Source organism: Ectopseudomonas oleovorans (assembly GCF_003052605.1).
Classification (GTDB): Bacteria; Pseudomonadota; Gammaproteobacteria; order Pseudomonadales; family Pseudomonadaceae; genus Aquipseudomonas; species Aquipseudomonas oleovorans_A.
Genome location: NZ_QASO01000064.1, coordinates 1 through 25,325, shown reverse-complemented (window position 1 = coordinate 25,325; position 25,325 = coordinate 1). Strand labels below are relative to the sequence as shown.

Here is a 25,325-nt window from a genome sequence, read left to right as displayed (position 1 = left end):
TGCAAGCGGGCGAACTTACCAGATCGAATCGGGGCGCGCTACTCCCGGTTGTCTCTGCCCTGCCCAGGCTGTGAGCGAAATCCTCACAGGGCTGAGCAACAAGCGTAGCGGTGCTTTTGTGCCCTTGCCGAGGCCCGAAGCCGCCCTGCTAGAATCCGCGCCTCGCAACCCTGAAGACAGAACCATGGCTCAGCTCTACAGTGCGCGCAGTCGCGCCATCGAACCCTTCCATGTGATGGCCTTGCTGGCGCGTGCCAACGAGTTGCAGGCAGCCGGTCACGATGTCATCCACCTGGAGATCGGCGAACCGGACTTCACCACGGCCGAGCCGATCATTCGCGCCGGTCAGGCCGCGCTGGCGGCCGGGTACACTCGTTACACCGCCGCGTGTGGCTTGCCGCAACTGCGCGAAGCCATTGCCGGCTTCTATGCCCAGCGTTACCGACTGAGCATCGATCCGCAGCGTATTCTGGTCACCCCCGGTGGCTCCGGTGCATTGCTGCTGGCCGCCAGTCTGTTGGTCGATCCGGGCAAGCACTGGCTGCTGGCCGACCCCGGCTATCCATGCAACCGCCACTTTCTGCGCCTGGTCGAAGGCGCCGCGCAATTGGTGCCGGTTGGCCCTGACGTGCGTTACCAGCTGACTCCGCAACTGGTCGAGCGGCACTGGGACTCAGGCAGCGTCGGCGCCCTGGTCGCCTCGCCGGCCAACCCCACCGGCACCTTGCTGCACAAGGATGAGCTGGCTGCCCTGTCGACCTGCCTCAAGCAGCGTGGCGGTCATCTGGTGGTGGACGAGATCTACCATGGCCTAACCTATGGCTGCGATGCGCCCAGCGTGCTGGAAGTGGACGACGATGCCTTCGTCCTCAATAGTTTCTCCAAATATTTCGGTATGACCGGCTGGCGTCTGGGTTGGCTGGTGGCGCCCGAGGCCGCAGTACCGGAGCTGGAAAAGCTGGCGCAGAACCTCTACATCAGCGCGCCGAGCATGGCCCAGCATGCTGCGCTGGCCTGCTTCGAGCCGGCCACGCTGGCGATCCTCGAGGAGCGCCGTCACGAATTCCAGCGTCGTCGCGACTACCTGCTGCCGGTGTTGCGCGAGCTGGGCTTTGGTATCGCCGTGGAGCCTGAAGGTGCCTTCTATCTATATGCAGACATCAGCGCCTTCGGTGGCGACGCCTTCGCTTTCTGCCGGCACTTCATCGAAACCGAGCATGTGGCCTTCACCCCGGGTCTGGATTTCGGCCGTTACCAGGCCGGGCACCATGTGCGCTTCGCCTATACGCAGAACGTCGAGCGTCTGCAGCAGGCGGTCGAGCGTATCGCCCGCGGCCTGAAGAGCTGGAAGCCCGATGCGCTTTGATCCGCCGCTGGAAGAAGGGCGCCTGCTGCGCCGCTATAAGCGCTTTCTTGCCGATATCGAGACCGCCAGCGGCGAGCAGATGACCATCCACTGCGCCAACACCGGCTCGATGCTCAACTGCATGAGCGAAGGCTGTCGGATATGGTTCAGCCGCAGCAACGATCCCAAGCGCAAGTTGCCGGGCAGTTGGGAAATCAGCGAAACGCCGCAGGGGCGCCTGGCCTGCATCAACACCGCACGGGCCAACGCGCTGGTGGAAGAAGCGCTGCGTGCCGGCGTGATCAGCGAACTGGCGGGCTTTACCGCGCTCAAGCGCGAGGTGGCTTACGGGGTAGAGAACAGCCGCGCCGATTTTCGTCTGGATTACCCGGATGGGCCGGCCTTTGTGGAGGTCAAGAGCGTGACGCTGGGCTTCGATGGCAGCGATGTGGCGGCCTTTCCCGATGCAGTGACGCAGCGCGGTGCCAAGCACCTGCGCGAGCTGGCGGCGCTGGCGCGTGCCGGAGTGCGCACGGTGCAGCTGTATTGCGTGAACCTCTCCGCTATCCGCGCCGTAAGGGCGGCAGAGGAGATCGACCCGGCATACGCGGCTGGATTGCGTGATGCCAAGGCTGCGGGTGTTGAGGTGCTGGCCTACGGCGCCGAGCTCAGCCCTGAAGGGATCACCCTGGTCCGCCGGCTGGATGTCCTTGCGTAGGGTGCGCCGTGCGCACCGGCTACTGCTTTGGGAGCGCCGTGCGCATAGCGCACCCTACGGCGCGATCCAGATTCCGCTCGCGTCTTCCTTGCACGGCAGCCTTTGCAGCGCCTGGCCCTCGCACGGGCCGGCCACGCATTCACCGCTCTCGATCAGAAACAGTGCGCCGTGAGTCGCACAGCGGATCAGGCTGCGGCTGTCATCGAGAAAATCGTCTGGCCGCCACTCCAGGGCGATGCCGCGATGTGGGCAGCGGTTGATATAGGCGTGAACCTGACCGTCCCTGCGTACTGCAAGCAGGTTCAACTGGTCGAGCACGAAGCCCCGGCTCTGACCCTCGGCCAGTTCCTGTGGGGCGCACAAGCGAATCATCGCGGTTTCCCGTTAGCGTGAAGGTCGACGACCTCGGATGACCTTCCTCCGGCAGTAAGAAGGTGGCGCATAGCGCCGCAAGACGGGCGGATTATCCCGTAAGAAGGAGGAGGGCGCATCCTTGCGCCAAGTGGAACTCAGAACTGCCAGGAGGCCGACACGCGGAAGCTGCGACCCGGCTCGCTGTAGTAGTCGACTGGTTGCGGGCTGGTGCGGCCGCCAATGCTGGGCACATTGAGGGCGTTCCAGTACTTCTTGTCGAACAGGTTGAACAGACCGGCCTGCAGTCGGACGCCATCCAGCGCTGCCGGTTGCCAGTAACCGGTGAGGTCGACCACGCCATAGCCGGGGGCCTTGAAGTCGCTGTCGTTCTCGACCTTGTCGCGACGGCGGGCGGCGGTCAGCATCAGGTCCGCACCATAGTGCTGCTGGGTGTAGCTGAGGCCGAGGGTGCCGGTCAGCGGGGCGACCGAATTCAGGTGCTGTTTGGTTTCGCGGTCCTTGCCTACGGCCCAGGCGACCGAGCTCCAGGCTTGCCAGGAGGGTGCGAACTGCCACTGTGCGGTGCCCTCGGCGCCGTAGATGCGCACCTTGTCGCGGTTCTCCATCACCTCGAAGAAGGTCGGGAATTCTCCGGCCTGGAAGCCATAGTCCTCTTCGTTGGCGGTGATGCTGTCGATGAAGTTCTTGTAACGGTTGTCGAACAGGCTGACGGAGCCGCCCAGATGCTTGTCGCCCAGGCGCGCGCCGACTTCGTGGCCGGTGCTTTCTTCGGGCTTGAGGTTGGGATTGCCGACGCGCGCGTAGCCCATGCCGGAGTTGGTGAAGGTGCTGTACAGCTCGTTGACGTCCGGTGCCTTGAAGCCCTGCGCCCACTGCGCGTAGAGGGTTGCCAGCTCGTGCGCCTGCCAGGTCAGCAGCAGGCTGCCGGACCACTTGGAGTCCTTGTTTTCGGTCAGCATCACACTGTCGCCGGCCAGCACGTAACCGCTGGTGCCGCTCTTGGGTTTGTACTCGTAGCGGTCATAGCGCACGCCCGGCGTCAGGGTCAGTGTGTCGCTGAGGGCGATATCGTCTTTCAGGTAGAGGCCATACAGATTGCCCGGCGTCTTCGGCATTTCGGCCTGATTGGTGTGCAGGTTGATGCAGGAAAAGTAGATGCCGGCGGGCGTGCTGTCCGGGCGCGGCGGGAAGGGCGGTACCAGTACGCTGGGGCAGGCATCGTAGCCGCCGCTGTACTGCTCGGCCTCGATGCGGCTCCACTCCGCACCCAGGGTCAGGTTGTGCTGCCCCAGTTGCTTGCCCAGGCTGCCGTTGATGCCGTATTGGGTTTTCTCTATCTCGTTGTTACGGCCGAACGGGCCGGCGAGGGTTCCGGCGCGAGTGGCATCCACCTCGTCTTCGCGCCGCAGCTTCTGCCAGTAGACGATGGTGTCGGCCCAATCCAGCAGGCTGTCGCTGCTCTCGGCGCGGTACTGGTGGTCGAAGGACAAGCGCTTGCGCTCGTTGCTCTCGCGGGTTTCATAGTGCCGTGGATAGTTGGCGGTGCCCTGGTTGATGCGGCTGTCCATGTCTTCTGTGCGCTCGAACAGTTCGGCGGTCACACCGACGCGGTGCCCGCCGCCGAGCTTCTGCTGAACCTTGAGCAGCAGGCTGTGCTGATCGGTGTCACTGGGGTTGGCCTCGGTGCGCTGGCTGCCCAGAACGTCACGGTTGCCCTGGTTATCGAGCTCGTGCCCCTTGCGCCCGCCAGCCTGGAGCAACCAGGAAGTGTCGTTGAAACGACCGGCCAGCGCGGCATTGAGCCCCCAGCTGCGGTCGGCGCTGTCGTAGTCGTTCTTGATCATGCCGGCGAACTCGTCCTTGTCGCCCAGCAGATCGTCCGGGTTCAGTGTGCGCAATTGCAGCGCTCCGCCGAGGGCGCCTGAGCCAACCTGGCTGGAGTTGGCGCCGCGCACCACGTCGATGGAGGACAGCCCCTGGAAGTCGATGCTATTGAGGCCGCCGTTGACGTCGCGCACGGCGTCGTTCAGCCAGGGCATGCGAATACCATCGAGGGTGGTGAGCACGCGGTCGCGGTCCAGACCACGGATGTTGATGCTGTTGTTGCTGCGGTTGTAGTTCAGTCCCGGCTCGGCACGGCGCGACAGGTCATCGAAGCTGCGAATCTGTCGGCGTTCCAGCGTCTGGGCGTCGGTCTGGGTCGTGGTCGGCAGCGGTTGCTTGGCCGCCATTCCAGTGACCTCGACAGCGGGTAGCTCGGCCGGCGTTTCAGCCAGAGCCAGTGAAGGGCACAGCAACAGCAGCGCGAGCCAGGAGCGGCGAGCGAAGGGCGGGCGAACGTGCATGGTGATACTCCGGTGCATGCGTGGCAGCTCTGCGACTGCCTGGTTGGCGACGGCGCAAGACGTTAACCAGATTACTTATTTGATGCAAATAATTCTCAGGTAGATTATCGTTATCTCAAATTGCACTGCCGTGTCGGTACGCGCTCGTGTCGCCGACGGTGGTGATAACTGCCCGTGAGAGAGGAAATCCCGATGAGTACCGCAAATAACTTGGCAGCCCCGGCTGCCGGTCTTTACCAGGCCTGGCAAAGGCTGCGTGATGAGCAACCCCGTCTGCGCGCCCGCGAAGCAGCGGCGCAGCTAGGTGTCAGCGAGGCCGAGTTGACCGCTAGCCGCCTGGGCATCGACGCGCAGCGCCTGCGCCCGGATTGGGCCGCGCTGCTGCCGGCGCTTGGCGAACTCGGTCGGGTCATGGTGCTGACGCGTAACGAGCATTGCGTCCATGAGCGCAAGGGGCTGTACCGTGAAGTGAGCGTTGCCGCATCCGGGCAGATGGGCCTGGTGGTGTCTGCCGACATCGACCTGCGCCTGTTCCTCGGTGGTTGGGCCAGCGTGTTCGCCATCGCCGAGGAAACCGCCAAGGGCACCCAACGCAGCATCCAGGTGTTCGACCAGCAGGGCGTCGCCGTGCACAAGGTCTACCTAACCGAGCGCAGCGAGCTGGAAGCCTGGCAGCCGCTGGTCGAGCGTTTCGCCGGCGAGCAGAATGCCGAGCTGCAATTGCTGCCACCGCCAGCCGCACCAGCGCGCAAGGCCGATGCGGAGGTCGACAGCCAGGCGCTGCGTGAGGGCTGGGCGACACTGCAGGACACCCACCATTTCTTCGCCCTGCTGAAAAAGCATGAAGTCGCGCGCACCCAGGCGTTGCGCCTGGCGGGTGAGCAATGGGCGCAGCCGCTGGCGACCTCCGAGCTGACAGTGCTGATGGAGCAGGCCGCTGCCCGTGAAGTGCCGATCATGGTGTTCGTCGGTAACCGTCACTGCATTCAGATCCACACCGGCCCGGTGCACAACCTGCGCTGGATGGACAGCTGGTTCAACGTACTCGACCCCGACTTCAATCTGCACCTGCAGACCCGTGGTGTGGTCGAGCTGTGGCGCGTGCGCAAGCCCAGCGTCGATGGCGTGATCACCAGCCTGGAAGCCTTCGATGCCGACGACGAGCTGGTCGTCCAGCTGTTCGGCGCACGCAAGCCTGGCATGGCCGAGCGTGATGACTGGCGCGAGCTGGCCGAGTCACTGCCGGTGCTGGCCTGATCCGTGCCGGCTCCCAGCGGGGGCCGGTCGATGTCCCGTTCGAGGAGTTGAGACCATGCGTCTTGCCAATATTCTGGGCGGCCTGGCGGCTGTCCTGCTGTTTCCCAATCTGGCGCTTGCCGAGCCATTGCCGCAGCGCTGGGTGAGTTCCGGCGGTGCCCTGAGTGAGTGGGTGGTGTTGCTGGGCGGCGAGAGCAAACTGGTGGGTGTCGATACCACCAGTCGTCATCCGGCATCGCTGACCAAGCTGCCCAGCGTCGGTTATCAACGGCAACTGGCTGCCGAGGGCATTCTCGCCCTGCGCCCGGACCTGCTGCTGGGCAGCGAGGAGATGGGCCCGCCACCGGTGCTCGAACAACTGGCTGCAGCCGGCGTGCGTATCGAACGTCTGACGGCGCGCGCGGAGCTGGACAGTCTGCAGGCCAACCTGAAACGTCTGGGCCAGTTGCTCGGGGATGAAGCGGCAGCGCAACGCGCCTTCGCCGATTACCAGGCGCGTCTGCAGACTCAGCAGCAGTGGGTCGAGCAGGCCCAGCGCAGCCAGGAAGCGCCTGGTGTGTTGCTGCTGCTCGGGCACGCCGGTGGCAGCCCGTTGGTGGGCGGCGTCGATACGGCGGCCGACTGGCTGATCAGTCGCGCCGGTGGGCGCAACCTGGCCAGTCACAATGGCTACAAGGCGCTGTCCAGCGAAGCGCTGCTGGCGCTTGATCCGCAGGTCGTGGTGGTCGCTGATCGCGCTCTTGGAGGCGATGCCGCGAGGCAGGCCCTGCTGCAGCAGAACCCGGCCCTGGCCGGTACCCGCGCGGCGCGCGAGGGACGCTTGCTGGCGCTGGACCCGACCCTGCTGGTCGGCGGTCTTGGGCCGCGCGTGCCGGATGGGCTGGCGATGCTCGCCGCAGGCTTTTATCCTGCCAGCCCACCCCTGACTGCTGAAGCCAAGCGCGAGCCATGACCTCACCTTTTTCGACGCGCCCATTGTTCATCGCACTGGGCCTGCTGCTCGTGCTCGTGCTGTGGCTGTCGCTGGCGCTCGGCCCGGTCAGCCTGCCGCTGGGCGACACTCTGCGTGCAGCACTGCGTCTGCTGGGCCTGCCTCTCACGGCGGATGCATCGCTACAGCAGGCCGAACTGATCATGGCGCAGATACGCATGCCGCGCACCTTGCTTGGGCTGACCGTGGGCATGGTGCTGGCGCTCTGTGGCGTGGCGATGCAGGGGCTGTTTCGCAATCCACTGGCTGACCCCGGTTTGGTGGGTGTTTCCAGCGGCGCTGCGCTGGGCGCCGCGGTGGCCATTGTCGGCGGCGCTGCGTTCGGTGGCTTACCCGAAGCCTTCGCGCCCTATCTGCTGTCGGCCTGTGCCTTCGTCGGTGGCTTGCTGGTCACGGCGTTGGTCTACCGTCTGGGTCGACGTGAGGGGCAGACCAATGTGGCGACCATGTTGCTGGCGGGCATCGCCCTGACCGCGCTGGCGGGGGCGGCCATCGGTCTGTTCACCTACCTGGCGGACGATGCGACCCTGCGCACCCTGACCTTCTGGAATCTGGGCAGCCTCAATGGCGCCAGTTACGCGCGACTCTGGCCGCTGTTGCTGGCCACGCTGGCCGTGGCGCTGTGGTTGCCGCGACGGGCACGGGCGTTGAACGCGCTGCTGCTGGGCGAGTCGGAGGCACGCCACCTTGGTTTCGATGTGGAGCGCCTCAAGCGCGAGCTGGTGTTCTGTACGGCATTGGGGGTCGGTGCTGCGGTGGCGGCCGCTGGCTTGATCGGTTTCATCGGCCTTGTGGTGCCGCATCTGATGCGCCTGCTGGTGGGCCCCGATCATCGCCTGTTGCTCCCAGCATCCGCGCTTGCCGGTGCGAGCCTGTTGCTGCTGGCCGACCTGGTCGCGCGCCTGGCGTTGGCGCCTGCGGAGTTGCCGATCGGCATCGTCACGGCGCTGATTGGTGCGCCGTTCTTTCTTTATCTGCTGGTGCGGGGGCGAAGCTGATGCTATGGGTTGAACAGCTGGAAGTCCGCCGCGGCCAGGGCGTGGTGCTCAGTGGCATCGATCTGCAGTTGCACCCCGGCGAAGTGCTGGGTGTGCTGGGGCCCAACGGTGCGGGCAAGAGCACTTTGCTGGCAGCGCTGAGCGGCGAGCTACCGGCCAGCGCCGGGCAGGTGACGCTGGATCAGCGTGCGCTCTATGACTGGGCCGGACCGGAGCGCGCCAGGCGCCTGGCCGTCCTGCCGCAGAGCTCCAGTCTGAATTTCGCCTTTCGTGTCGAGGAAGTGGTCGCCATGGGCCGCCTGCCCCATGACAGCGGGCGCGTGCGCGACGCGCAGATCGTCCAGCAGGCGCTGCAGGCAGCCGATGCTGTTCACCTGGCTGGGCGCAGCTACCTGGCGTTGTCCGGCGGGGAGCGCCAGCGCGTGCACCTGGCACGGGTGCTGGCACAGCTGTGGCCGGGCGGTGAGGGGCAGATCCTGCTGCTCGATGAACCGACCTCGATGCTCGATCCCTTGCATCAGCACACTTGTCTGCAAGCGGTTCGCCGTCTGGCAGAATCCGGCGTGGCGGTACTGGTGATTCTTCATGACCTCAACCTGGCTGCGCGCTACTGTGATCGCCTGTTGCTGCTGGAGCGGGGCAGGGCACATGCGCTGGGTTCGCCTGCCGAGGTCTTGCGTGCCGAACCGCTGCAGGCCGTATTCGGTTTGCAAGTGCTGGTGCAGACTCATCCCGAGCGCGGCCATCCCCTGATCATTGCGCGTTGACCTGTGGAGCACTCGATGCGAGTTCTGTTGCTGAGCTGTCTGATGCTGCTGGCCGCCTGCCATGGCCGCAATATGTTGCCGCCCCCGCAACCGCTTGCACCGCTGGGGCATGAGCATGCTGATCTGGGGCGTATCGTCGATCTGGCCACTGGGCAGAACATCAGCCCTGAGCAACTCCTGCGGCGTCTGGCATCGGCTCAGCGGGTGCTGGTTGGTGAGCAGCACGACAATCCCGATCATCACGCCCTGCAGCTTTGGCTGTTGCGCGAGCTATCCAGGCTGCGCCCGCAGGGCAGCGTGTTGATGGAGATGCTAAATCCTGATCAGCAGAACAAAGTCGATCAGGCCCGGACAGCCGCGCGCGCGGGGCAGGCGATTACCGATCCGTTCGATACCCTGGCCTGGCAACCTGGATGGGATTGGTCGCTTTACGGGCCGCTGGTGATGCATCAATTGCGTCAGCCCTACCCCCTGCTTGCGGCTAATCTGGATCGTGCCGAGATCATGCAGATCTATCGCCAGCGCCCGACGCTCGGGGGTGATCGCTCTGGTGCAGGCGAGGTGCAGGAGCGTTTGCTGGCGGATATCCGTGAGTCGCACTGCGGCCTGCTGCCGGACAGCCAGTTGCCGGCGATGCTTGCTGTGCAGCAGCAGCGCGACCGGCGCATGGCCGAGGCGCTGTTGGCTGCACCGCAGCCAAGCCTGCTGCTGGCTGGCGCCTTCCACGTGCGCAAGGACCTCGGCGTGCCGCTGCACCTGGACGATCTCGGTGCACACAACGGCAATGCGGTGCTGATACTGGCCGAGGTCGGCGGCTCGGTGGACGCTTCCATGGCCGATTACGTCTGGTTCACGGCAGCGCAGCCGGAGCAGGATCACTGCGCCAAACTGCGACCCTAGCCGCCTTTCGTGGGCTGCCTGCACGGTATCCTCGGCGCTTTGTCGATTCGGAGCCTGGCCTATGTCCACAGACGTTCGCGACCTGCTGCAAGGTTATTTCAACGCCCTCAATGATCGGGATATCCGCGCCTGTCTGGCACTGGTCAGCGACGAGCTGATTCTGCAGCCCAATCAGGGTTTCACCGAGCATGGGCGCGACGCCTTCGCGGCTTTTCTGGAGCGGCAGCTGCATTGCTATCGCGAGATGATCGAGTCGCTGGTGATCCTGGTCGAGCCACAAGGGCGACATGCAGCCTGCGAGTACCGCGTTATCGGCGAGTATCTGGCTACTGATGATGGCCTGCCGGAGGCCTGCGGGCAGCGTTACGAGATGCGCGTCGGCGCCTTCTTCGAGATCCAGCACGGGCTGATCACGCGCATCAGCCTGCATTTCAACCTGCCGGACTGGCTGGCACAGGTCGACGATTAGGGCCGGCCCAGCGCAGCTCGCCGGAAACTGCAGGACGCACTTTTGTCCAGGCAAAAAAAGACCCGGCAAGAGCCGGGTCAATAACCGTGATTAGCCTGATGAGGAGATAATCTGAAGAGTCCGACTGAATGGTCTCTTTAGCTTATCGGCTGATCTCGCGACCAGTTGAGTTAATAATAACAATTCTCATTATGTAGTCAACGCCTTTTGAGAATTTTTCTCAGAACGCTTTTGCCGAGCTCATAAATGCAAAAACCCGGCGCAGGGCCGGGGTTCGCTGATGTGGCATGGAGACTCAGGATTCCCCAGGTAAGCGCAACTGAGTGACTTCCTTGTTCAGCAGGTCGATGCGTCGGGCCATGCTTTCGATCAGACTGTGAGCGATGCGCGGGTTGCTTTGCATCAGGCTGAGGAATTGTTCCTTGGGAATCACCATCACCGTGCAAGGTTCGCTGGCGACAACCGTGGCGCTGCGCTTCTCGCGAGTGAATACCGCCATGGCGCCAAAGATTTCATCTTTCTGCACGTCGCCGACCTTTTGCCCGTCGACGTGGGCTTCGGCATGGCCTTCGATGATGATGAACACGTGGTCGGCTTTATCGCCCTGGTGAATCAGCTCCTCGCCAGCGGCGAAATGCTGGAAGCCGGTGGCCGGGCGGATCTCCGGCTGTTTCAGGCGGGCCAGCGCATCGGACAGCAGGGCCGTATGACCGATCAGGTAGTGGATGAACTGTTCCTGGCGTTGCTCGTCGGCATAGATATGCTGGAACACCTCGGTGCGCGAGTAGGGCACAAGGCTGATGGGTTCTTCACTGCTGTAGCGGCAGGTGGGCAGATCGATCCCCTGGCGTAGGCCGACCAGGTCACCTTCCTGCAGATAGAACAGCGGGCGCTCATCGACCAGGGCGTGCAGCAGGCCATTCTCGATAATGAACAGCTGGTTGCCCGGCAAGACCTTGGCCAGGTCATCGACACGCTCGAGTCGCAGCGGCTCCCCGGCAGGTTGCAGCCCTTCCAGCAGGCGAGTGGGGATGCTCTGCAGGCGATTGATCAACTGATCGGCATAAGCCGGTTGCTCCCCGAGTAAATACATAACCGTAATTCCTTGAACTGGCTGGGCTGGCTGGGCACACGAAGATCCCTGAAACAATATGCTGCGCGGCCCGGCGAGTAAATCACCTTGCGCTGGTGTTGTGAGCTAGCTCTTGTTGTGATTTTGGGCAGCATCGAGCTGACCATTCAATTCGGCCTTGAGTGCCGGCGGCAATTCATTCCAGTGCACATCGAGCAACGCCCCCTCGATGGCATACAGCAGCACCTTGGAGGCGCGAAAACCACGGGCCTTGACTGCCCGGTAGGCGCTGACGGCACCATGCCGGCGCAGATCGCTGGCGCTGTGAATGCCTACGGCATGCAGCCACTGCGCCGAGGTTTTGCCCAGGTTCTTCAAATGTTGCAGTTCGTCGTTCATCGGGCCTCCCTGCGTGTGAGTGAAAGATTCACGGTGACGTGCCTGGCAAAAGTGTAGCGGTCACATATCCAGGCGCCGCACGCTGTGGTGCGTGAAGCATCATTTGCTGCGATAGCGCAGGCGCGTGCCGAAATTCACGGACATGAGAATTTCGTCAGCAGTCAGCTCGACGGGAAAGTAGGCGCCGGAGATCTGCGCATGGGCCAGGCTGGCCCCTTCGATCTGGGCATTGCGGAAGTCCAGGCCGCGCAGGTCTGCCCCGCGGAAATACGCGTCGTTGAAATTGACGGCGTCGGTGTCCATGTTGCGCAGGTCGAGTCCGCGAAAGTCGCCACCGGACAGATCGACCTCCACGCCTTTTGGCTTCTGCGCATTGAAGCCTTTCACATCGTCGTTGTGCAGCAGGTGGTAGAGCGGATGATCAAGCTGGCGTGGCTGACTCATGGCGGATACCGGTGATGGTCTCACCGGGAGTATAGAAGGCCTGCCGGGGTTTGCCCGGCAGGTGCTGGTCAGCGGTAGGCCGTGGCTCAGATTCCAGGCAGGCGCTGGCGAATGCGCTCGACCAGGCTGTCGAGGCTGGCGCTGTCATGGGTGTCAACGCGCTTGCTGTGGCTCTGCTCCTCATCGTCGAGCGGCTCGCGGCTGGTTTGTTGGGCCTGAATCACTTCCAGCGTCGCATCGGACGGGTCCTGGCCCTCGCTGCGGCGCTGCTCCAGCCAGCTGGCGATCACGGCTTGCGGCGCTTGGCAGTCGAGAATCAGGAAGGGCACGCCGGTTTCTTCGGCGACTTCGCTGGCGGCCTGGCGTTGCGCTGCCTTGAGATAGGTTGCGTCGATCACCACGGGGAAGCCTGCCAGTAGTGTCTGATGCGCCAGCTGATGCAGGCGCTGGTAGGTCGCCTGGCTGGCGTCAGTGCTGTAGATGCCGGCGGCCAGCTGATCCTTGGCTTCGGCGCTCTGCTCGCCGAACAGGCGCTTGCGCTCGATGTCGGAGCGCAGGCGGATGGTGCCCAGTGCTTCGACCAGGCGCATGGCCACGTGGCTCTTGCCGACTGCCGAGACGCCATGGGTGATGGCCAGGAAGGGCGATGGAATGGCGCTATAGCTTTCCGCCAGTGCGGCATAAGCGCGGTACTGGCGCAGGATCACCGCCCGTTGTACCGAACTCTCTTCTTGTCCCAGGCGAAACAGCGCGACCTTGCCGCGCACCATGGCGCGGTAGGCCTTGTAGAAGTTCAGCAGTTGCAGGGCTGCATAATCACCAGTGCGCTCCAGCCAGCCGCTGATAAAGCGGCGTGCCAGGCATTTGAGGCCACGGTCTTCGAGGTCCATGGCCAGGAATGCGATATCGGCGGTGACGTCGGTAAAGCGGAAGGGTTCGTTAAACTCGATGCAGTCGAACAGCACCACTCGCCCGTCAATCTTGGCGGCGTTGCCCAGGTGAATATCACCGTGGCATTCGCGGATGAAACCCTGAGCCTTGCGTTCGCTCAACAGTGGTTGCAGGCGTTCGTAGCTGGACTGGGCCCAGGCCTCGAGGGCATCGAGTTGCTGCAGGTCTGCCTGCTCGTTGAGCATCGGGCGAATCTGGTCGAAATTCTGCTGCACCGGAACCATTACCGCTTCTGCGCTACCCAGCGGATGTTCCTGCGGCACCTTCGGTGCGTTCAGATGAAAGGTGGCAATCTGCTCGGCCAGGGCGTCGATATGGGCTTCGTTCAGTTCGCCACGTGCCTGGATGGCGCTGAGCAGTTGCTCCTGCGGGAACTGGCGCATTTTCAGCGCGTATTCGATGGCGGGCGTGCTGCCGTCGAGACTGGGCGCGTCTTCACTACCGCCGATCGGCAACACGTCAAGATACAGATCTTGGGCCAGGCGCTGGTTGAGGCGCAGCTCTTCTTCGCAGAAATGACGGCGTGCATCGAGCTCGGTGAAGTCGAGAAACCCGAAATTAACCGGTTTTTTGATCTTGTAGGCGTAGGGGCCAGTGAGCAAAACCCAGGAAATGTGGGTCTCAATGACCTGAAACCCATCCACAGGATGCGGATACAGGGCCGGGTTCTGCAATGCGGCAATCAGGGCTTGGCTCACGTTCGATCCTTGTTCTAGACGCTGTTCGAGCTGGGCATTATGGCCGCTGTGAGCTGCTCTGCAAACCATCCAGGCGGCCTGCTGGCCCCTATGTAAAGTGCGTATAATCCCGCCATGACTCGAAAACGCTCCCCCCGCTCAAACAAAAAATCCCGCTCGTCCGGTATGCGTCCCTGGTTTGCCTGGGGCCTCAAGCTCGGTCTGGTTGGTCTGGTGATCCTTGCCGGCTTTGCCGTTTATCTCGATGCCGTGGTGCAGGAAAAGTTTTCCGGCAAGCGCTGGACGGTGCCCGCGAAGGTCTACGCCAGGCCGCTCGAACTTTTCGTCGGGCAGAAGCTGGCCAAGGACGATTTCCTGCGTGAGCTCGATGCGCTGGGCTACCGCCGCGAGAGCACGGTCAACGGGCCGGGCGCAGTGTCGGTGGCCGGTAACAACATCGAACTGCACAGTCGCGGCTTTCAGTTCTATGAAGGTGCCGAACCGTCACAGAAGGTGCGCGTGCGCTTCTCTGGCGATTACGTCGCCGGTCTGACCCAGGCCAATGGCGGCAACCTGGCGGTAGCCCGACTCGAGCCGATGCTGATTGGCGGGCTTTACCCGGCGCATCAGGAAGATCGCATCCTGATCAAGCTGGATCAGGTGCCGGCCTATCTGATCGATGCGCTGGTGGCGGTCGAGGATCGCGACTACTTCGATCACTTCGGCGTGTCACCCAAGGGTATCGCCCGTGCACTGTGGATCAACGCAACGTCCGGGCGCCTGGTGCAGGGCGGCAGTACCCTGACTCAGCAGTTGGTGAAGAATTTCTACCTGACCAACGAACGCACCCTGGCGCGCAAAGCCACTGAAGCGATGATGGCGGTACTGCTGGAGTTGCACTACGACAAGCGCGAGATTCTCGAGGCCTACATGAACGAGGTGTTCCTCGGTCAGGATGGGCAGCGCGCCATACATGGCTTCGGTCTGGCCAGCCAGTATTTTTTCAGTCAGCCGGTTTCCGAGCTGAAGCTGGAGCAGGTCGCGCTGCTGGTGGGCATGGTCAAAGGCCCCACCTACTTCAACCCGCGGCGCAATCCCGAGCGTGCGCTGGCGCGTCGCAACCTGGTGCTCGATCTGCTTGCCGAACAAGGCTCGATCACCCCCGAGGAAGCCGCAGCAGCCAAACAGAAACCGCTCGGCGTGAGCTCGCGCGGCAGCATGGCTGACAGCTCGTTCCCGGCTTTCATCGATCTGGTCAAGCGTCAGCTGCGTGAAGATTATCGTGAGCAGGATCTGACCGAAGAAGGCCTGCGCATCTTCACCAGCTTCGATCCGATCCTGCAGCTCAAGGCCGAAGAGGCGCTGGCCGAGACGCTCAAGCGCCTGGCCGGGCGCAAGGGCGTGGATGAAGTGCAGGCCGGTATGGTGGTGACCAACCCTGAAACCGGGGAAATCCAGGCATTGATTGGCAGCCGTCAGCCGCGGTTTGCCGGTTTCAATCGGGCGCTGGATGCCGTGCGGCCGATTGGTTCGCTGATCAAACCGGCTATTTATCTGTCTGCGTTGGAACGTCCGAGTCAGTACACCCTGACCAGTTGGCTGGAGGACGAAGCGTTTTCCATCAAGGGCCAGGATGGCCAGGTCTGGACGCCGCAGAATTACGACCGCAAGGCTCATGGCACCATCTACCTGTATCAGGGGCTGGCGCAGTCCTACAATCTGTCCACGGCCAAGCTCGGCCTGGAGATCGGCGTGCCCAACGTGCTCAAGACGCTCGAGCGATTGGGCGTCGAGCGTAAGTGGCCGGCTTATCCGTCGATGCTGCTCGGTGCTGGGGCACTGACGCCGATGGAAGTGGCGGGCATGTACCAGACCCTGGCCAACGGTGGCTTCAATACGCCGTTGCGCGGCATTCGCAGCGTGCTGACTGCCGATGGCGAGCCGCTCGGTCGTTATCCATTCCAGATCCAGCAGCGCTTCGATCCAGGCGCCATCTATCTGGTGCAAAACGCCATGCAGCGGACCATGCGTGAAGGTACTGGGCGCTCGGTTTACAACCAACTGCCCAGCTCGCTGAATCTGGCGGGCAAGACCGGGACCAGTAACGACTCGCGTGACAGCTGGTTCGCGGGCTTCAGTCAGGATCTGCTGGCGGTGGTGTGGCTGGGGCGCGACGATAACGGCCCGACCCCGCTGACTGGCGCGACCGGGGCGTTGCAGGTCTGGACCAGCTTCATGCGCAAGGCGGACCCACTGCCACTGGACATGCCGATGCCGGACAACGTCACCCTGGCCTGGGTGGATCGTCAGACTGGTCTGGGTTCGGCTTCGGGCTGCCCGAATGCGGTACAGATGCCTTATATTCGCGGCAGCGAACCTGCCCCGGGCTCCGCGTGCGGTATCCAGGCGCCGGTTGAGTCCGTGATGGACTGGGTCAAGGGTTGGTTGGAATGACGGCCGGGTGGCGCATCCCGGTGTTACCTGAAGAGGATTGGATGTGAACAAGAAGTGGCTTGCCACGATGCTGGCAACGGCAGCTCTCAGTGGTTGCAGTACCGTACCGCAGGGCTCGATTCCGGTGATCGACGCCGGCGCTCCGCTGTCGTCGGGCGGTTCTGGCGCTGTGTCCAGCGCGAGCCCTGCAGCGGCACCACAGCGTATCGAGGAAGACTCCGGGGTGGTGGTGATGGTGCCGCAGGGTGCGGTCTCTACCCCTTTGCAGACCGATGTGCAGCCGATTACTTCGAGTGGCGGCCTGACGTTCGATCCGCCCGTCAGCAGCCAGCCTGCCGTACCCAGTCAGGGTAGCTTCGGTGCGTCTGCACCGAGCATGCCCAGCGGTATCCCCAGTGGCGGCGGCCTGGCTGCCGATGAGCAACTGGACGGTCCGGTGCTGGCTCTGCTGACCACTGCCCAGCAGTTGCAGGGCGGTGGCGATCTCAATGGTGCGGCCTCCAGCCTCGAACGCGCCCAGCGCATCGCCCCGCGTGAGCCGCAGGTGCTCTACCGTCTTGCCGAGGTACGTATGGCCCAGGGCGATGCAGCGCAGGCCGAGCAACTGGCCCGTCGTGGTCTGACTCAAGCCAGTGGTCGTCCGGCGCTGCAGGCCAGCCTGTGGGATCTGATTGCCCGCGCCCGCGAGCGCCAGGGTGATCCTGCTGGTGCTGCCCAGGCCCGTGAACGCGCACGAGTCAATCTCTGATGGATGCTCGTGCAAGCGCACTGGCCGAACACCTGCTGCTGATCGAGTGTGAGTTACGTGCACAGGGTTGGTGGCAGGAGGAGGCGCCGAGCGCCGAGGCCCTGGCCAGCCCGGAGCCGTTCTGTGTCGATACGCTGGCGTTCGAGCAATGGCTGCAGTGGATTTTTCTACCGCGTATGAAGGTTCTGCTGGAAACCGGCGTAGCACTGCCCTCGGTATCGGGCATTCAGGCCATGGCAGAGATGGTCTATCAGCAGCAGCCGAGCGTTGCGCGTCGGCTGGTCGAGCTGCTGGGCGAATTTGATCGCCTGCTTACGCGCACGCCCTGAGGGTATGCGCGTAGTCCATTACTTGCAGTTTTCTGCGATGGACTTCTTCAGTTCGGTGATGCGTTCCTGGCGCTCGTTCTCGTCGATGCGGCGAACCTCGCCACCATCCTCGATGCGCAGGCGAGGATTGTTCTCAAGCTGAGCCAGGTTGGTGCGAGCTGTCTCGCAGTACTGCTTACGCTCGGCTTCCTGCTTCGCCACATCTTCCTTGACCTTCTTGTCGATGGCAGCCTGCTCGGGGTCGAGCTGTTCATCGAAACTGGGTGCCGGCTCACTGGGTGCCGGTCGGGGAGGTGGTGCTGCAGTATTGATGGTCGTGGCCTGTTGGCCCTGCGGAGGTTGCGCGCCGAAGTGGGTCACGCCCTTGTCATCTACCCACTTGTACACCTGGCTGGCCATGGCGGATGTGCTCAAAGCGAGCATCAAGGTGCCAGTAAGAATCATGTGGCGCATGCTGTTTCCTTTATCGAGAGCGGCGGTGCTGATGGTTACTATAACCAAAAGCCGGCTATCTTCATCCTGCGATGCGTCACAGCAGCAGGTTGAATAATAGGTTAGCCATCTCTTGACTTGCCTTCGCCGAACCCGAACAATCCATCCTTCCCCCGTAGTGGCGTCCGCCGCAAGCGTCCTCCAGCTCGGGGAAAAGAGGCGCTACCCGCGCCGAACCGTGACACCCGCAACGCGTTACCTCGCGCTGGGAGGGTCGGCCCCGCAAGACCATGGGCTGCTCCGTTACTCGTCAAGCTGATGTTCCGAATCCACGATCACCGTCGTGCGTGTCCGCTGACAGTAAGACCTACCTTAGGGCTACCCGTTGACGGGTGGCATACTGGCGTTCAAGAGGTGAACAACGTGGAGCTTTTATCCGGCGCTGAAATGGTCGTCCGCTTCCTGCGTGACGAAGGCGTTAAGCATATCTATGGGTACCCTGGTGGTGCTCTCCTGCATATTTACGATGCCCTGTTCAAAGAACCGGAAGTGACCCACATCCTGGTTCGTCACGAACAGGCAGCGACCCATATGGCTGACGGCTATGCCCGCGCCACCGGCAAGGCCGGTGTGGTGCTGGTGACCTCTGGCCCTGGCGCGACCAATGCCATCACCGGTATTGCGACTGCCTACATGGATTCCATTCCGATGGTGGTGATCTCCGGCCAGGTGCCGAGCGCCATGGTCGGCACCGATGCCTTCCAGGAAACCGACATGGTCGGTATTTCCCGCCCGATCGTGAAGCACAGCTTCATCATCAAGCACCCGTCGGAAATCCCCGAGGTGCTGAAGAAGGCGTTCTATCTCGCCGAGTCCGGTCGTCCCGGTCCGGTCGTGGTCGACATTCCGAAAGACATGGGCGATCCGACCCAGAAGTTCGAATACGTCTATCCGAAGAAGGTCAAGCTGCGCTCCTACAGCCCGGCGGTACGCGGTCACTCCGGCCAGATCCGCAAGGCGGCTGAGATGCTTCTGGCCGCCAAGCGTCCGGTCATGTACTCCGGCGGTGGCGTGATCATGGGCGGTGCCTCTGCGCCGCTGACCGAGCTGGCGCAGATGCTCAACCTGCCGGTGACCAACACCCTGATGGGCCTCGGTGGCTATCCGGGTACCGACCGCCAGTTCATCGGCATGCTCGGCATGCACGGCAGCTACACCGCCAACCTGACCATGCACCATGCTGACGTGATTCTGGCGGTCGGTGCGCGCTTCGATGACCGCGTGATCAACGGTGCGGCCAAGTTCTGCCCGAACGCCAAGATCATCCATATCGACATCGACCCGGCTTCGATTTCCAAGACCATCAAGGCTGACATCCCGATCGTCGGCCCGGTGGACAGCGTGCTGACCGAGATGGTCGCCATCCTCAAGGAAATCGGCGAAACCCCGAACAAGGACACCGTTGCCAGCTGGTGGAAACAGATCGAAGAGTGGCGTGGTAGCGGTCGTCTGTTCCCTTACAACGAGGGCGACGGTTCGATCATCAAGCCGCAGACCGTGATCGAAACCCTGTGTGACGTGACCAAGGGTGATGCCTTCATCACCTCCGATGTTGGTCAGCACCAGATGTTCGCTGCGCAGTATTACCGCTTCAACAAGCCCAACCGCTGGATCAACTCCGGCGGCCTGGGCACCATGGGCTTCGGTTTCCCGGCTGCGATGGGCATCAAGCTGAACTTCCCGGATGCCGACGTGGCGTGCGTCACCGGCGAGGGCAGTATCCAGATGAACATCCAGGAGCTGTCGACCTGCCTGCAGTACGACCTGCCGGTGAAGATCGTCAACCTGAACAACGGCACCCTCGGCATGGTCCGCCAATGGCAGGACATGCAGTACAACAGCCGTTATTCGCACTCCTACATGGAGTCGCTGCCGGACTTCGTCAAACTGGCCGAGGCCTATGGCCATGTCGGCATGCGCATCACCTCGCTGAAGGACCTCAAGCCCAAGCTGGAGGAAGCCTTCGCCCTGAAGAATCGCCTGGTGTTCCTCGACATCGCGGTGGATTCCAGCGAGCACGTCTATCCGATGCAGATCAGAGACGGTGCGATGCGTGACATGTGGCTGAGCAAGACGGAGCGGACCTAAGATGCGACATATCATTTCCCTGCTGCTGGAAAACGAGCCGGGCGCACTGTCCCGCGTGGTTGGTCTGTTCTCCCAGCGTAACTACAACATCGAAAGCCTCACCGTTGCGCCAACCGAGGATCCGACGCTGTCGCGTCTGACCCTCACCACCGTTGGTCAGGATGAGGTGATCGAGCAGATCACCAAGAACCTCAACAAGCTGGTCGAGGTGGTCAAGCTGGTCAATCTGTCGGAAAGCGCCCACATCGAGCGCGAGCTGATGTTGGTGAAGATCAAGGCCACCGGCGCCCAGCGTGCCGAGGTCAAGCGTACTACCGACATCTTCCGCGGCCAGATCGTGGATGTGACCAGCAGCGTCTACACCGTGCAGCTGACCGGTACCAGCGACAAACTGGACAGCTTCATTCAGGCTGTCGGTACTGCATCGATCCTGGAAACGGTGCGCAGTGGTGTCACCGGTATCGCTCGCGGCGACAAGGTACTGAGTATCTGATCGTCATGGTAAAAAGAGCCCCGCCTGGTGCGGGGCTTTTTATTGCCTGAAATTCAGCGCTGACGATTCCAGAAGGCCGCGATCAGCGGATCCTTGAGGCGCTTTTCCAGTGCGAACAGGCCAATGTCGTACGCGGTGAGCGGTGGCTGGATATCGTAGATACGGATGCGGGCAGTCAGCGGGCTGTTGTCCAGCACGATCTGCGGCACCACCCCGATACCGAAGCCCAGACTGACCATGCTGACGATCGCTTCGTTGCCGCTGACCTGGGCATAGATGCGCGGTTTGATGTTATGGCTTTTCAGCCAGCGATCGGTGCGCGTGCGGGCCAGGCCTTCTTCGGACAGAATCATCGGCACGTCTTTCCAGCTCTCGGCGGTCGGGTGCTGCAGTTGATCGTCGTTCAGCAGTTGTGGTGTCTGCGGGCCGATAAAGCGCAATTCCGAGCGAGTGATCGACTGAAACTCCACTCCGCTCGGCAGGCTGTCGGGGAGGGCGCCGATGGCCAGGTCCTCCAGTCCCTGCTGCACCCGTTCGACGGCCTTGGCAGGATCGCCGGTATGCAGTTTCATTTCGATGCGTGGGTAGTCCTGGCGAAAGCTGCTGAGGATGTCATAGAGGAAGCTGTAGCTTGCGGTAACCGAGCAATACAGCGACAGCTCGCCGTGCAGATTCAACTGGTCCTGCATGAAGGTCTGGCGAATGGCCTGCCAGCCATTGATGACCTCGCTCGCGTACTCGCGAAACTGTTGGCCCTCGCGAGTCAGGCGCACCGAGCGGTTGTCGCGCACGAACAGCGCGGCGCCGAGTTCGTCCTCGAGCTGCTTGATGCTGCGGCTGAGCGCGGACGGGCTGACGTGCTGCTCGCGGCTGGTGCGACCGAAGTGCAGGTTGTCTGCCAGGGAGAGAAAAAGCCTGAGGGAATGGCTGTCCATTTGTGTTTCATATATCGGCATGTCGTGTTGCAAATATATCATTTTACGCAATGGTGCGGATCACATAAGGTGTCCTCGTCGCGGTGCCTCGCACCCCATTCCTTTCGACTCAAAAGAGCCAAGAACATGAAAGTTTATTACGACAAAGATTGCGACCTCTCCATCATCCAGGGCAAGAAAGTCGCCATCATCGGTTACGGCTCCCAGGGCCACGCCCAGGCCTGCAACCTGAAAGATTCCGGCGTTGACGTCACCATCGGCCTGCGCAAAGGCTCCGCTACCGTTGCCAAGGCCGAGGCTCATGGCCTGAAAGTCACCGACGTGGCTAGCGCCGTTGCCGCTGCCGACCTGGTCATGATCCTGACCCCGGACGAATTCCAGGGCCAGCTGTACAAGAACGAGATCGAGCCGAACATCAAGAAGGGCGCCACCCTGGCCTTCTCCCACGGTTTCTCCATTCACTACAATCAGGTTGTTCCGCGCGCCGACCTCGACGTGATCATGATCGCGCCGAAGGCCCCGGGCCACACCGTACGCACCGAGTTCGTCAAAGGCGGCGGTATCCCTGACCTGATCGCCGTTTACCAGGACGCCTCCGGCAATGCCAAGAACGTTGCCCTGTCCTACGCCTCGGGCGTGGGTGGCGGCCGTACCGGCATCATCGAAACCACCTTCAAGGACGAGACCGAAACCGACCTGTTCGGTGAGCAGGCCGTTCTCTGCGGCGGTACTGTCGAGCTGGTCAAAGCCGGTTTCGAAACCCTGGTCGAAGCTGGCTATGCGCCGGAGATGGCCTACTTCGAGTGCCTGCACGAGCTGAAGCTGATCGTCGATCTGATGTTCGAAGGCGGTATCGCCAACATGAACTACTCGATCTCCAACAACGCCGAGTACGGTGAGTACGTCACCGGTCCGGAAGTGATCAACGCCGAATCCCGTGCCGCCATGCGTAACGCTCTGAAGCGCATCCAAAACGGCGAATACGCCAAGATGTTCATCACCGAGGGTGCTGCTAACTACCCGTCCATGACTGCCTACCGTCGCAACAATGCCGCTCACGGTATCGAAGTGGTCGGTGAGAAGCTGCGTGCGATGATGCCGTGGATCGCTGCCAACAAGATCGTCGACAAGACCAAGAACTAAGGTCTGCGATGCGCGAAAGAACGCGGCTTTATGCCGCGTTTTTTCATTCTGGGGCGAGGCTTCTGGTATAAAGCCAGCTCACTGGGTGGCGAACCGAGTTCAGGCGCCCGGGTCGAAATTCGTCAAACCCGTTGCAAGGTGTTGTTAATGAGTGAAGGTCCCGAGGATCAAAAGCCGGCTGGCGACAATCTGGAAAGCCTGCTGCCGATCGACGAGCACATAGAGGAAGGGCAGGATGCCGAAGGGCGCAAGGTGCGCCATCGCGGCATCTACCTGCTGCCCAATCTGTTCACCACGGCCAACCTGTTTGCCGGTTTCTATTCCATCATCAACGCGATGAACGGCAACTTCTACGTAGCTGCTGCCGCTGTGTTCGTGGCCATGGTGCTCGATAGCCTGGATGGGCGTGTGGCGCGCCTGACCAATACACAAAGCGCATTCGGTGCCGAGTATGACTCGCTTTCCGACATGGTCGCCTTCGGTGTGGCGCCGGCACTGCTCGCGTTCGAATGGGCGCTGGGCAGCATGGGTAAAGTAGGCTGGATGGTCGCCTTCATCTATGTTGCCGGGGCGGCGTTGCGTCTGGCCCGGTTCAATACGCAGATCGGTAGTGTCGATAAGCGCTATTTCATCGGTCTGGCCAGTCCGGCTGCGGCCGGTGTGGTTGCCGGGACCGTTTGGGCGTTCAGTGACTTCGGCATCAAGGGCTCGAACATGTCCTTCGCCGTGGCGTTGCTGGTGGCGGCTGCAGGTTGCCTGATGGTCAGCAATATCAAGTACTACAGCTTCAAGGATCTGGATCTGAAGGGGCGCGTGCCGTTCGTGGCCATTCTTGCCGTTGTGCTGGGGTTTGCGGTGGTATTCAGCGATCCGCCCCGTATCCTGCTTCTGATCTTCCTTGCCTACGCGTTTTCTGGGCCTATTCAGTACCTGTTGCAATTACGCCGTCGTAAATCGGCGTGATGCTGTAATTTCTTCCGCGTTCCGTGGTCTACAGTTCGCTTCTAGAACTGTAGTCGCGGAGTCGCCATGCTCATCCGAGTTCCCCCTTCCTTTCGGGCTCTGGAGTCCGAGGTCACCCCCGAGTCGGTTTATCTCTCCCGCCGCAAGCTAATGCAGGGCTCGCTGGCATTGGCGGCCATGGCTGCCATGCCGGGGCTGGCCAGTGCTTACGCTGCAGGTGTCTACGCGGATGTCGAGCCGTCGAAGCCTCCGGGCTGGTTTCAAGAGAAGCTGGCAGCAGCGCGCTGGCAGGCGATAACCGCTGAAGGTGAAAGCATCACGCCTTTCAGGGACGCCACGCATTACAACAACTTCTATGAGTTTGGCATAGGCAAGGGAGATCCGGCAGCCAATGCCGGCAAGCTGCAGGGTGAGCCTTGGACGGTGATGGTCGATGGCGAAGTAAGCAAGCCAGGGCGCTACTCCATCGAGGATCTGGTCAAACCGCATGCATTCGAGGAACGCATCTACCGGCTGCGTTGTGTCGAGGCCTGGTCCATGGTCATTCCCTGGCTGGGCTTTCCGTTGGCTGATCTGCTCAAGCAGGTCGAACCCACTTCGTCGGCGCGCTATGTACGTTTCGAGACGCTGGTCGATCGTGAGCGCATGCCGGGCCAGCGTTCGGGGTTCTCGCTGATCGATTGGCCCTATGTCGAGGGGCTGCGTCTGGATGAGGCCATGCATCCGTTGGCCTTTATGGCGGTGGGGATGTATGGGCGTGTATTGCCGAACCAGAATGGTGCGCCGCTGCGTCTGGTGGTGCCATGGAAGTATGGTTTCAAGAGCATCAAGTCCATCGTGCGGATCAGTCTGGTCGATGAGGCACCCAAGACGACCTGGGAACGCATTGCACCGAACGAATACGGCTTCTATGCCAACGTCAATCCGCAGGTGGATCACCCGCGCTGGTCACAGACCACCGAGCGGAGACTGCCCAGTGGCTTGTTCAGTCCGAATGTGATCGATACACGGATGTTCAATGGTTATGGGGAGGTCGCTGACCTTTATGCGGGTATGGATCTGTCGAGGTACTACTGATGCGCTACAGGCTTTGGCGCGTCGGCGTATTCCTGGCGGCATCGATGCCGCCGCTGTATTGGTTGTACTGCGCCGTCTTCAATCTCCTGGGGCCTGACCCTGGCAAGGTTTTAGTGGACAACCTGGGGCTCGGAGCACTGGTTCTTCTGTTGATCACCCTGGCCATGACGCCACTGCAGCAGTTGACGCGTTGGGGTGGGTGGATTGCCGTGCGACGACAGCTGGGACTGTGGTGCTTTGCCTACGTGACGCTGCACCTGTCCGGCTATGTGCTGTTTATCGCCGGGGTGCGCCTGGACCTGGTGCTGCGCGATCTTTCCGAGCGCCCCTACATAATCGTGGGGGCATTGGCCTATATAGGCTTGCTTGTCCTGGCCGTTACTTCCAATCGCTTCAGCATCAGAAAGCTGGGCCGTAAGTGGAAGACGCTGCACCGCCTGGTTTACGCCATCTTGCTGCTGGCTTTGTTGCACATGCTCTGGGTGGTGCGGGCTGATCTGGGGGAGTGGCTCGCTTACGCGTTGATCGGTGGCGCGTTGCTGCTGATGCGTCTCTCCGCTGTCGCGGGCGCATTGCAGAGAGCGGGCGTCCTTTTTCGAGAGAATCCAAAGAAAATTGAAATATAAGCTTGACGCGCATTCTGCTGGATGTAGAATGCGCGCCACTTCAGCGATGAAGCGCTTCAAAAACTGCTTGTTAATCAATAAGTTAAGTTGAATGAAGAGCTTGCAAAGCTGGATCTGGCGTGTAGAATGCGCGTCGGTCGACAGGGTGGTGGTTTAGTCCTGTTGGTGGTTCGGTCGAATGGATCGAAAGCGGTTTGAAAGAGGTGGTTGACAGCGGTTTTGAACGCTGTAGAATGCGCCTCCCGCTGGAGAGAAGAAGTTCTGATCGA

Annotated in this window: 25 protein-coding genes; 17 read left to right on the top strand and 8 right to left on the bottom strand. The window is 62.0% G+C overall.

The features are described from left to right. Nucleotides 1-184: 184 nt before the first annotated feature. A complete protein-coding gene (locus tag DBO86_RS11100; RefSeq protein WP_108233692.1) occupies nt 185-1,366 on the top strand; it encodes a pyridoxal phosphate-dependent aminotransferase in 1,182 nt (393 codons plus the stop codon). After that, the gene (gene sfsA / locus DBO86_RS11095; protein WP_108233691.1) at nt 1,356-2,063 is read left to right on the top strand and encodes a DNA/RNA nuclease SfsA; all 708 of its coding nucleotides are present in this window, start codon (nt 1,356-1,358) and stop codon (nt 2,061-2,063) included. The genes DBO86_RS11100 and sfsA overlap by 11 nt, the downstream gene beginning before the upstream one ends. Nucleotides 2,064-2,117: 54 nt before the next feature. On the opposite strand, the gene DBO86_RS11090 is transcribed toward sfsA, so the two are convergent. Both DBO86_RS11090 and DBO86_RS11085 read right to left on the bottom strand, forming a co-directional pair. Then, nucleotides 2,118-2,435 (bottom strand): Rieske (2Fe-2S) protein, encoded by a 318-nt coding sequence (locus DBO86_RS11090; protein WP_004424327.1) that lies wholly within the window; start codon nt 2,433-2,435, stop codon nt 2,118-2,120. Nucleotides 2,436-2,572: 137 nt separating this feature from the next. Beyond that, nucleotides 2,573-4,783: a TonB-dependent hemoglobin/transferrin/lactoferrin family receptor gene (locus tag DBO86_RS11085; RefSeq protein ID WP_108233690.1), complete on the bottom strand. Its 2,211-nt coding sequence runs from the start codon at nt 4,781-4,783 to the stop codon at nt 2,573-2,575. A gap of 192 nt (nt 4,784-4,975) precedes the next feature. Between DBO86_RS11085 and DBO86_RS11080 the strand changes: the two genes are divergently transcribed. From DBO86_RS11080 to DBO86_RS11055, 6 genes are all read left to right on the top strand, one after another. Further along, nucleotides 4,976-6,040 (top strand): hemin-degrading factor, encoded by a 1,065-nt coding sequence (locus tag DBO86_RS11080; protein ID WP_074859694.1) that lies wholly within the window; start codon nt 4,976-4,978, stop codon nt 6,038-6,040. A 55-nt stretch (nt 6,041-6,095) separates the two neighbouring features. Further along, the gene (locus DBO86_RS11075; RefSeq protein WP_074859698.1) at nt 6,096-6,992 is read left to right on the top strand and encodes a heme/hemin ABC transporter substrate-binding protein; all 897 of its coding nucleotides are present in this window, start codon (nt 6,096-6,098) and stop codon (nt 6,990-6,992) included. Then, the gene (locus DBO86_RS11070) at nt 6,989-8,029 is read left to right on the top strand and encodes a FecCD family ABC transporter permease (protein WP_108233689.1); all 1,041 of its coding nucleotides are present in this window, start codon (nt 6,989-6,991) and stop codon (nt 8,027-8,029) included. Before DBO86_RS11075 ends, DBO86_RS11070 begins: the two co-directional genes overlap by 4 nt. Continuing rightward, complete coding sequence (locus DBO86_RS11065; protein WP_108233688.1) at nt 8,029-8,796, top strand: heme ABC transporter ATP-binding protein; 768 nt, start codon at nt 8,029-8,031, stop codon at nt 8,794-8,796. Before DBO86_RS11070 ends, DBO86_RS11065 begins: the two co-directional genes overlap by 1 nt. 15 nt (nt 8,797-8,811) lie before the next feature. Then, the gene (locus DBO86_RS11060; RefSeq protein ID WP_074859704.1) at nt 8,812-9,696 is read left to right on the top strand and encodes a ChaN family lipoprotein; all 885 of its coding nucleotides are present in this window, start codon (nt 8,812-8,814) and stop codon (nt 9,694-9,696) included. 61 nt (nt 9,697-9,757) lie between these two features. Continuing rightward, complete coding sequence (locus DBO86_RS11055; protein ID WP_017675300.1) at nt 9,758-10,165, top strand: nuclear transport factor 2 family protein; 408 nt, start codon at nt 9,758-9,760, stop codon at nt 10,163-10,165. Between the two features lie 295 nt (nt 10,166-10,460). Here the strand turns inward: DBO86_RS11055 and DBO86_RS11050 are convergent, their stop codons facing one another. The 4 genes from DBO86_RS11050 to DBO86_RS11035 all read right to left on the bottom strand — a co-directional run bounded on the left by DBO86_RS11050 (nt 10,461) and on the right by DBO86_RS11035 (nt 13,729). Continuing rightward, nucleotides 10,461-11,258, bottom strand: a complete 798-nt coding sequence (locus tag DBO86_RS11050; RefSeq protein WP_108233687.1) for a cyclic nucleotide-binding domain-containing protein — start codon at nt 11,256-11,258, stop codon at nt 10,461-10,463. 105 nt (nt 11,259-11,363) lie between these two features. Continuing rightward, nucleotides 11,364-11,636 carry a TfoX/Sxy family protein gene (locus tag DBO86_RS11045; protein WP_003462840.1) on the bottom strand — a complete coding sequence of 91 codons (273 nt, stop codon included), beginning with the start codon at nt 11,634-11,636 and terminating at the stop codon, nt 11,364-11,366. A gap of 99 nt (nt 11,637-11,735) precedes the next feature. Continuing rightward, complete coding sequence (locus tag DBO86_RS11040; protein WP_003462839.1) at nt 11,736-12,080, bottom strand: pentapeptide repeat-containing protein; 345 nt, start codon at nt 12,078-12,080, stop codon at nt 11,736-11,738. 86 nt (nt 12,081-12,166) lie between these two features. Then, the gene (locus DBO86_RS11035) at nt 12,167-13,729 is read right to left on the bottom strand and encodes a bifunctional aminoglycoside phosphotransferase/ATP-binding protein (RefSeq protein ID WP_039964999.1); all 1,563 of its coding nucleotides are present in this window, start codon (nt 13,727-13,729) and stop codon (nt 12,167-12,169) included. Nucleotides 13,730-13,843: 114 nt separating this feature from the next. Here DBO86_RS11035 and mrcB point away from each other — a divergent pair, with 114 nt between their 5' ends. The 3 genes from mrcB (at nt 13,844) to DBO86_RS11020 (ending at nt 17,239) form a co-directional block, all read left to right on the top strand. Then, entirely contained in the window at nt 13,844-16,162 is a 2,319-nt protein-coding gene (gene mrcB / locus DBO86_RS11030) for a penicillin-binding protein 1B (RefSeq protein WP_137088567.1), read from the top strand. Between the two features lie 67 nt (nt 16,163-16,229). After that, nucleotides 16,230-16,910 (top strand): tetratricopeptide repeat protein, encoded by a 681-nt coding sequence (locus DBO86_RS11025; protein WP_003462836.1) that lies wholly within the window; start codon nt 16,230-16,232, stop codon nt 16,908-16,910. Then, nucleotides 16,910-17,239 carry a YqcC family protein gene (locus DBO86_RS11020; RefSeq protein WP_003462835.1) on the top strand — a complete coding sequence of 110 codons (330 nt, stop codon included), beginning with the start codon at nt 16,910-16,912 and terminating at the stop codon, nt 17,237-17,239. Before DBO86_RS11025 ends, DBO86_RS11020 begins: the two co-directional genes overlap by 1 nt. Nucleotides 17,240-17,257: 18 nt before the next feature. Here the strand turns inward: DBO86_RS11020 and DBO86_RS11015 are convergent, their stop codons facing one another. Beyond that, a complete protein-coding gene (locus DBO86_RS11015) occupies nt 17,258-17,692 on the bottom strand; it encodes a DUF4124 domain-containing protein (RefSeq protein WP_003462834.1) in 435 nt (144 codons plus the stop codon). Between the two features lie 402 nt (nt 17,693-18,094). Between DBO86_RS11015 and DBO86_RS11010 the strand changes: the two genes are divergently transcribed. Both DBO86_RS11010 and ilvN read left to right on the top strand, forming a co-directional pair. Further along, nucleotides 18,095-19,819, top strand: a complete 1,725-nt coding sequence (locus DBO86_RS11010; RefSeq protein ID WP_108233703.1) for an acetolactate synthase 3 large subunit — start codon at nt 18,095-18,097, stop codon at nt 19,817-19,819. Between the two features lies 1 nt (nt 19,820). Next, nucleotides 19,821-20,312 carry an acetolactate synthase small subunit gene (ilvN, locus tag DBO86_RS11005; protein ID WP_003462832.1) on the top strand — a complete coding sequence of 164 codons (492 nt, stop codon included), beginning with the start codon at nt 19,821-19,823 and terminating at the stop codon, nt 20,310-20,312. A 53-nt stretch (nt 20,313-20,365) separates the two neighbouring features. On the opposite strand, the gene ilvY is transcribed toward ilvN, so the two are convergent. Continuing rightward, complete coding sequence (gene ilvY, locus DBO86_RS11000) at nt 20,366-21,247, bottom strand: HTH-type transcriptional activator IlvY (RefSeq protein ID WP_075749422.1); 882 nt, start codon at nt 21,245-21,247, stop codon at nt 20,366-20,368. Nucleotides 21,248-21,373: 126 nt separating this feature from the next. Here ilvY and ilvC point away from each other — a divergent pair, with 126 nt between their 5' ends. From ilvC to msrQ, 4 genes are all read left to right on the top strand, one after another. Further along, nucleotides 21,374-22,390, top strand: a complete 1,017-nt coding sequence (gene ilvC, locus DBO86_RS10995) for a ketol-acid reductoisomerase (protein WP_108233686.1) — start codon at nt 21,374-21,376, stop codon at nt 22,388-22,390. A gap of 147 nt (nt 22,391-22,537) precedes the next feature. Further along, complete coding sequence (gene pssA, locus DBO86_RS10990; RefSeq protein ID WP_045107781.1) at nt 22,538-23,353, top strand: CDP-diacylglycerol--serine O-phosphatidyltransferase; 816 nt, start codon at nt 22,538-22,540, stop codon at nt 23,351-23,353. Between the two features lie 66 nt (nt 23,354-23,419). Next, on the top strand, nt 23,420-24,430 hold the full coding sequence (msrP, locus tag DBO86_RS10985; protein ID WP_108233685.1) for a protein-methionine-sulfoxide reductase catalytic subunit MsrP: 1,011 nt from the start codon (nt 23,420-23,422) through the stop codon (nt 24,428-24,430). Then, nucleotides 24,430-25,056, top strand: a complete 627-nt coding sequence (gene msrQ / locus DBO86_RS10980; RefSeq protein ID WP_108233684.1) for a protein-methionine-sulfoxide reductase heme-binding subunit MsrQ — start codon at nt 24,430-24,432, stop codon at nt 25,054-25,056. Before msrP ends, msrQ begins: the two co-directional genes overlap by 1 nt. The last annotated feature ends 269 nt before the right edge of the window (nt 25,057-25,325 follow it).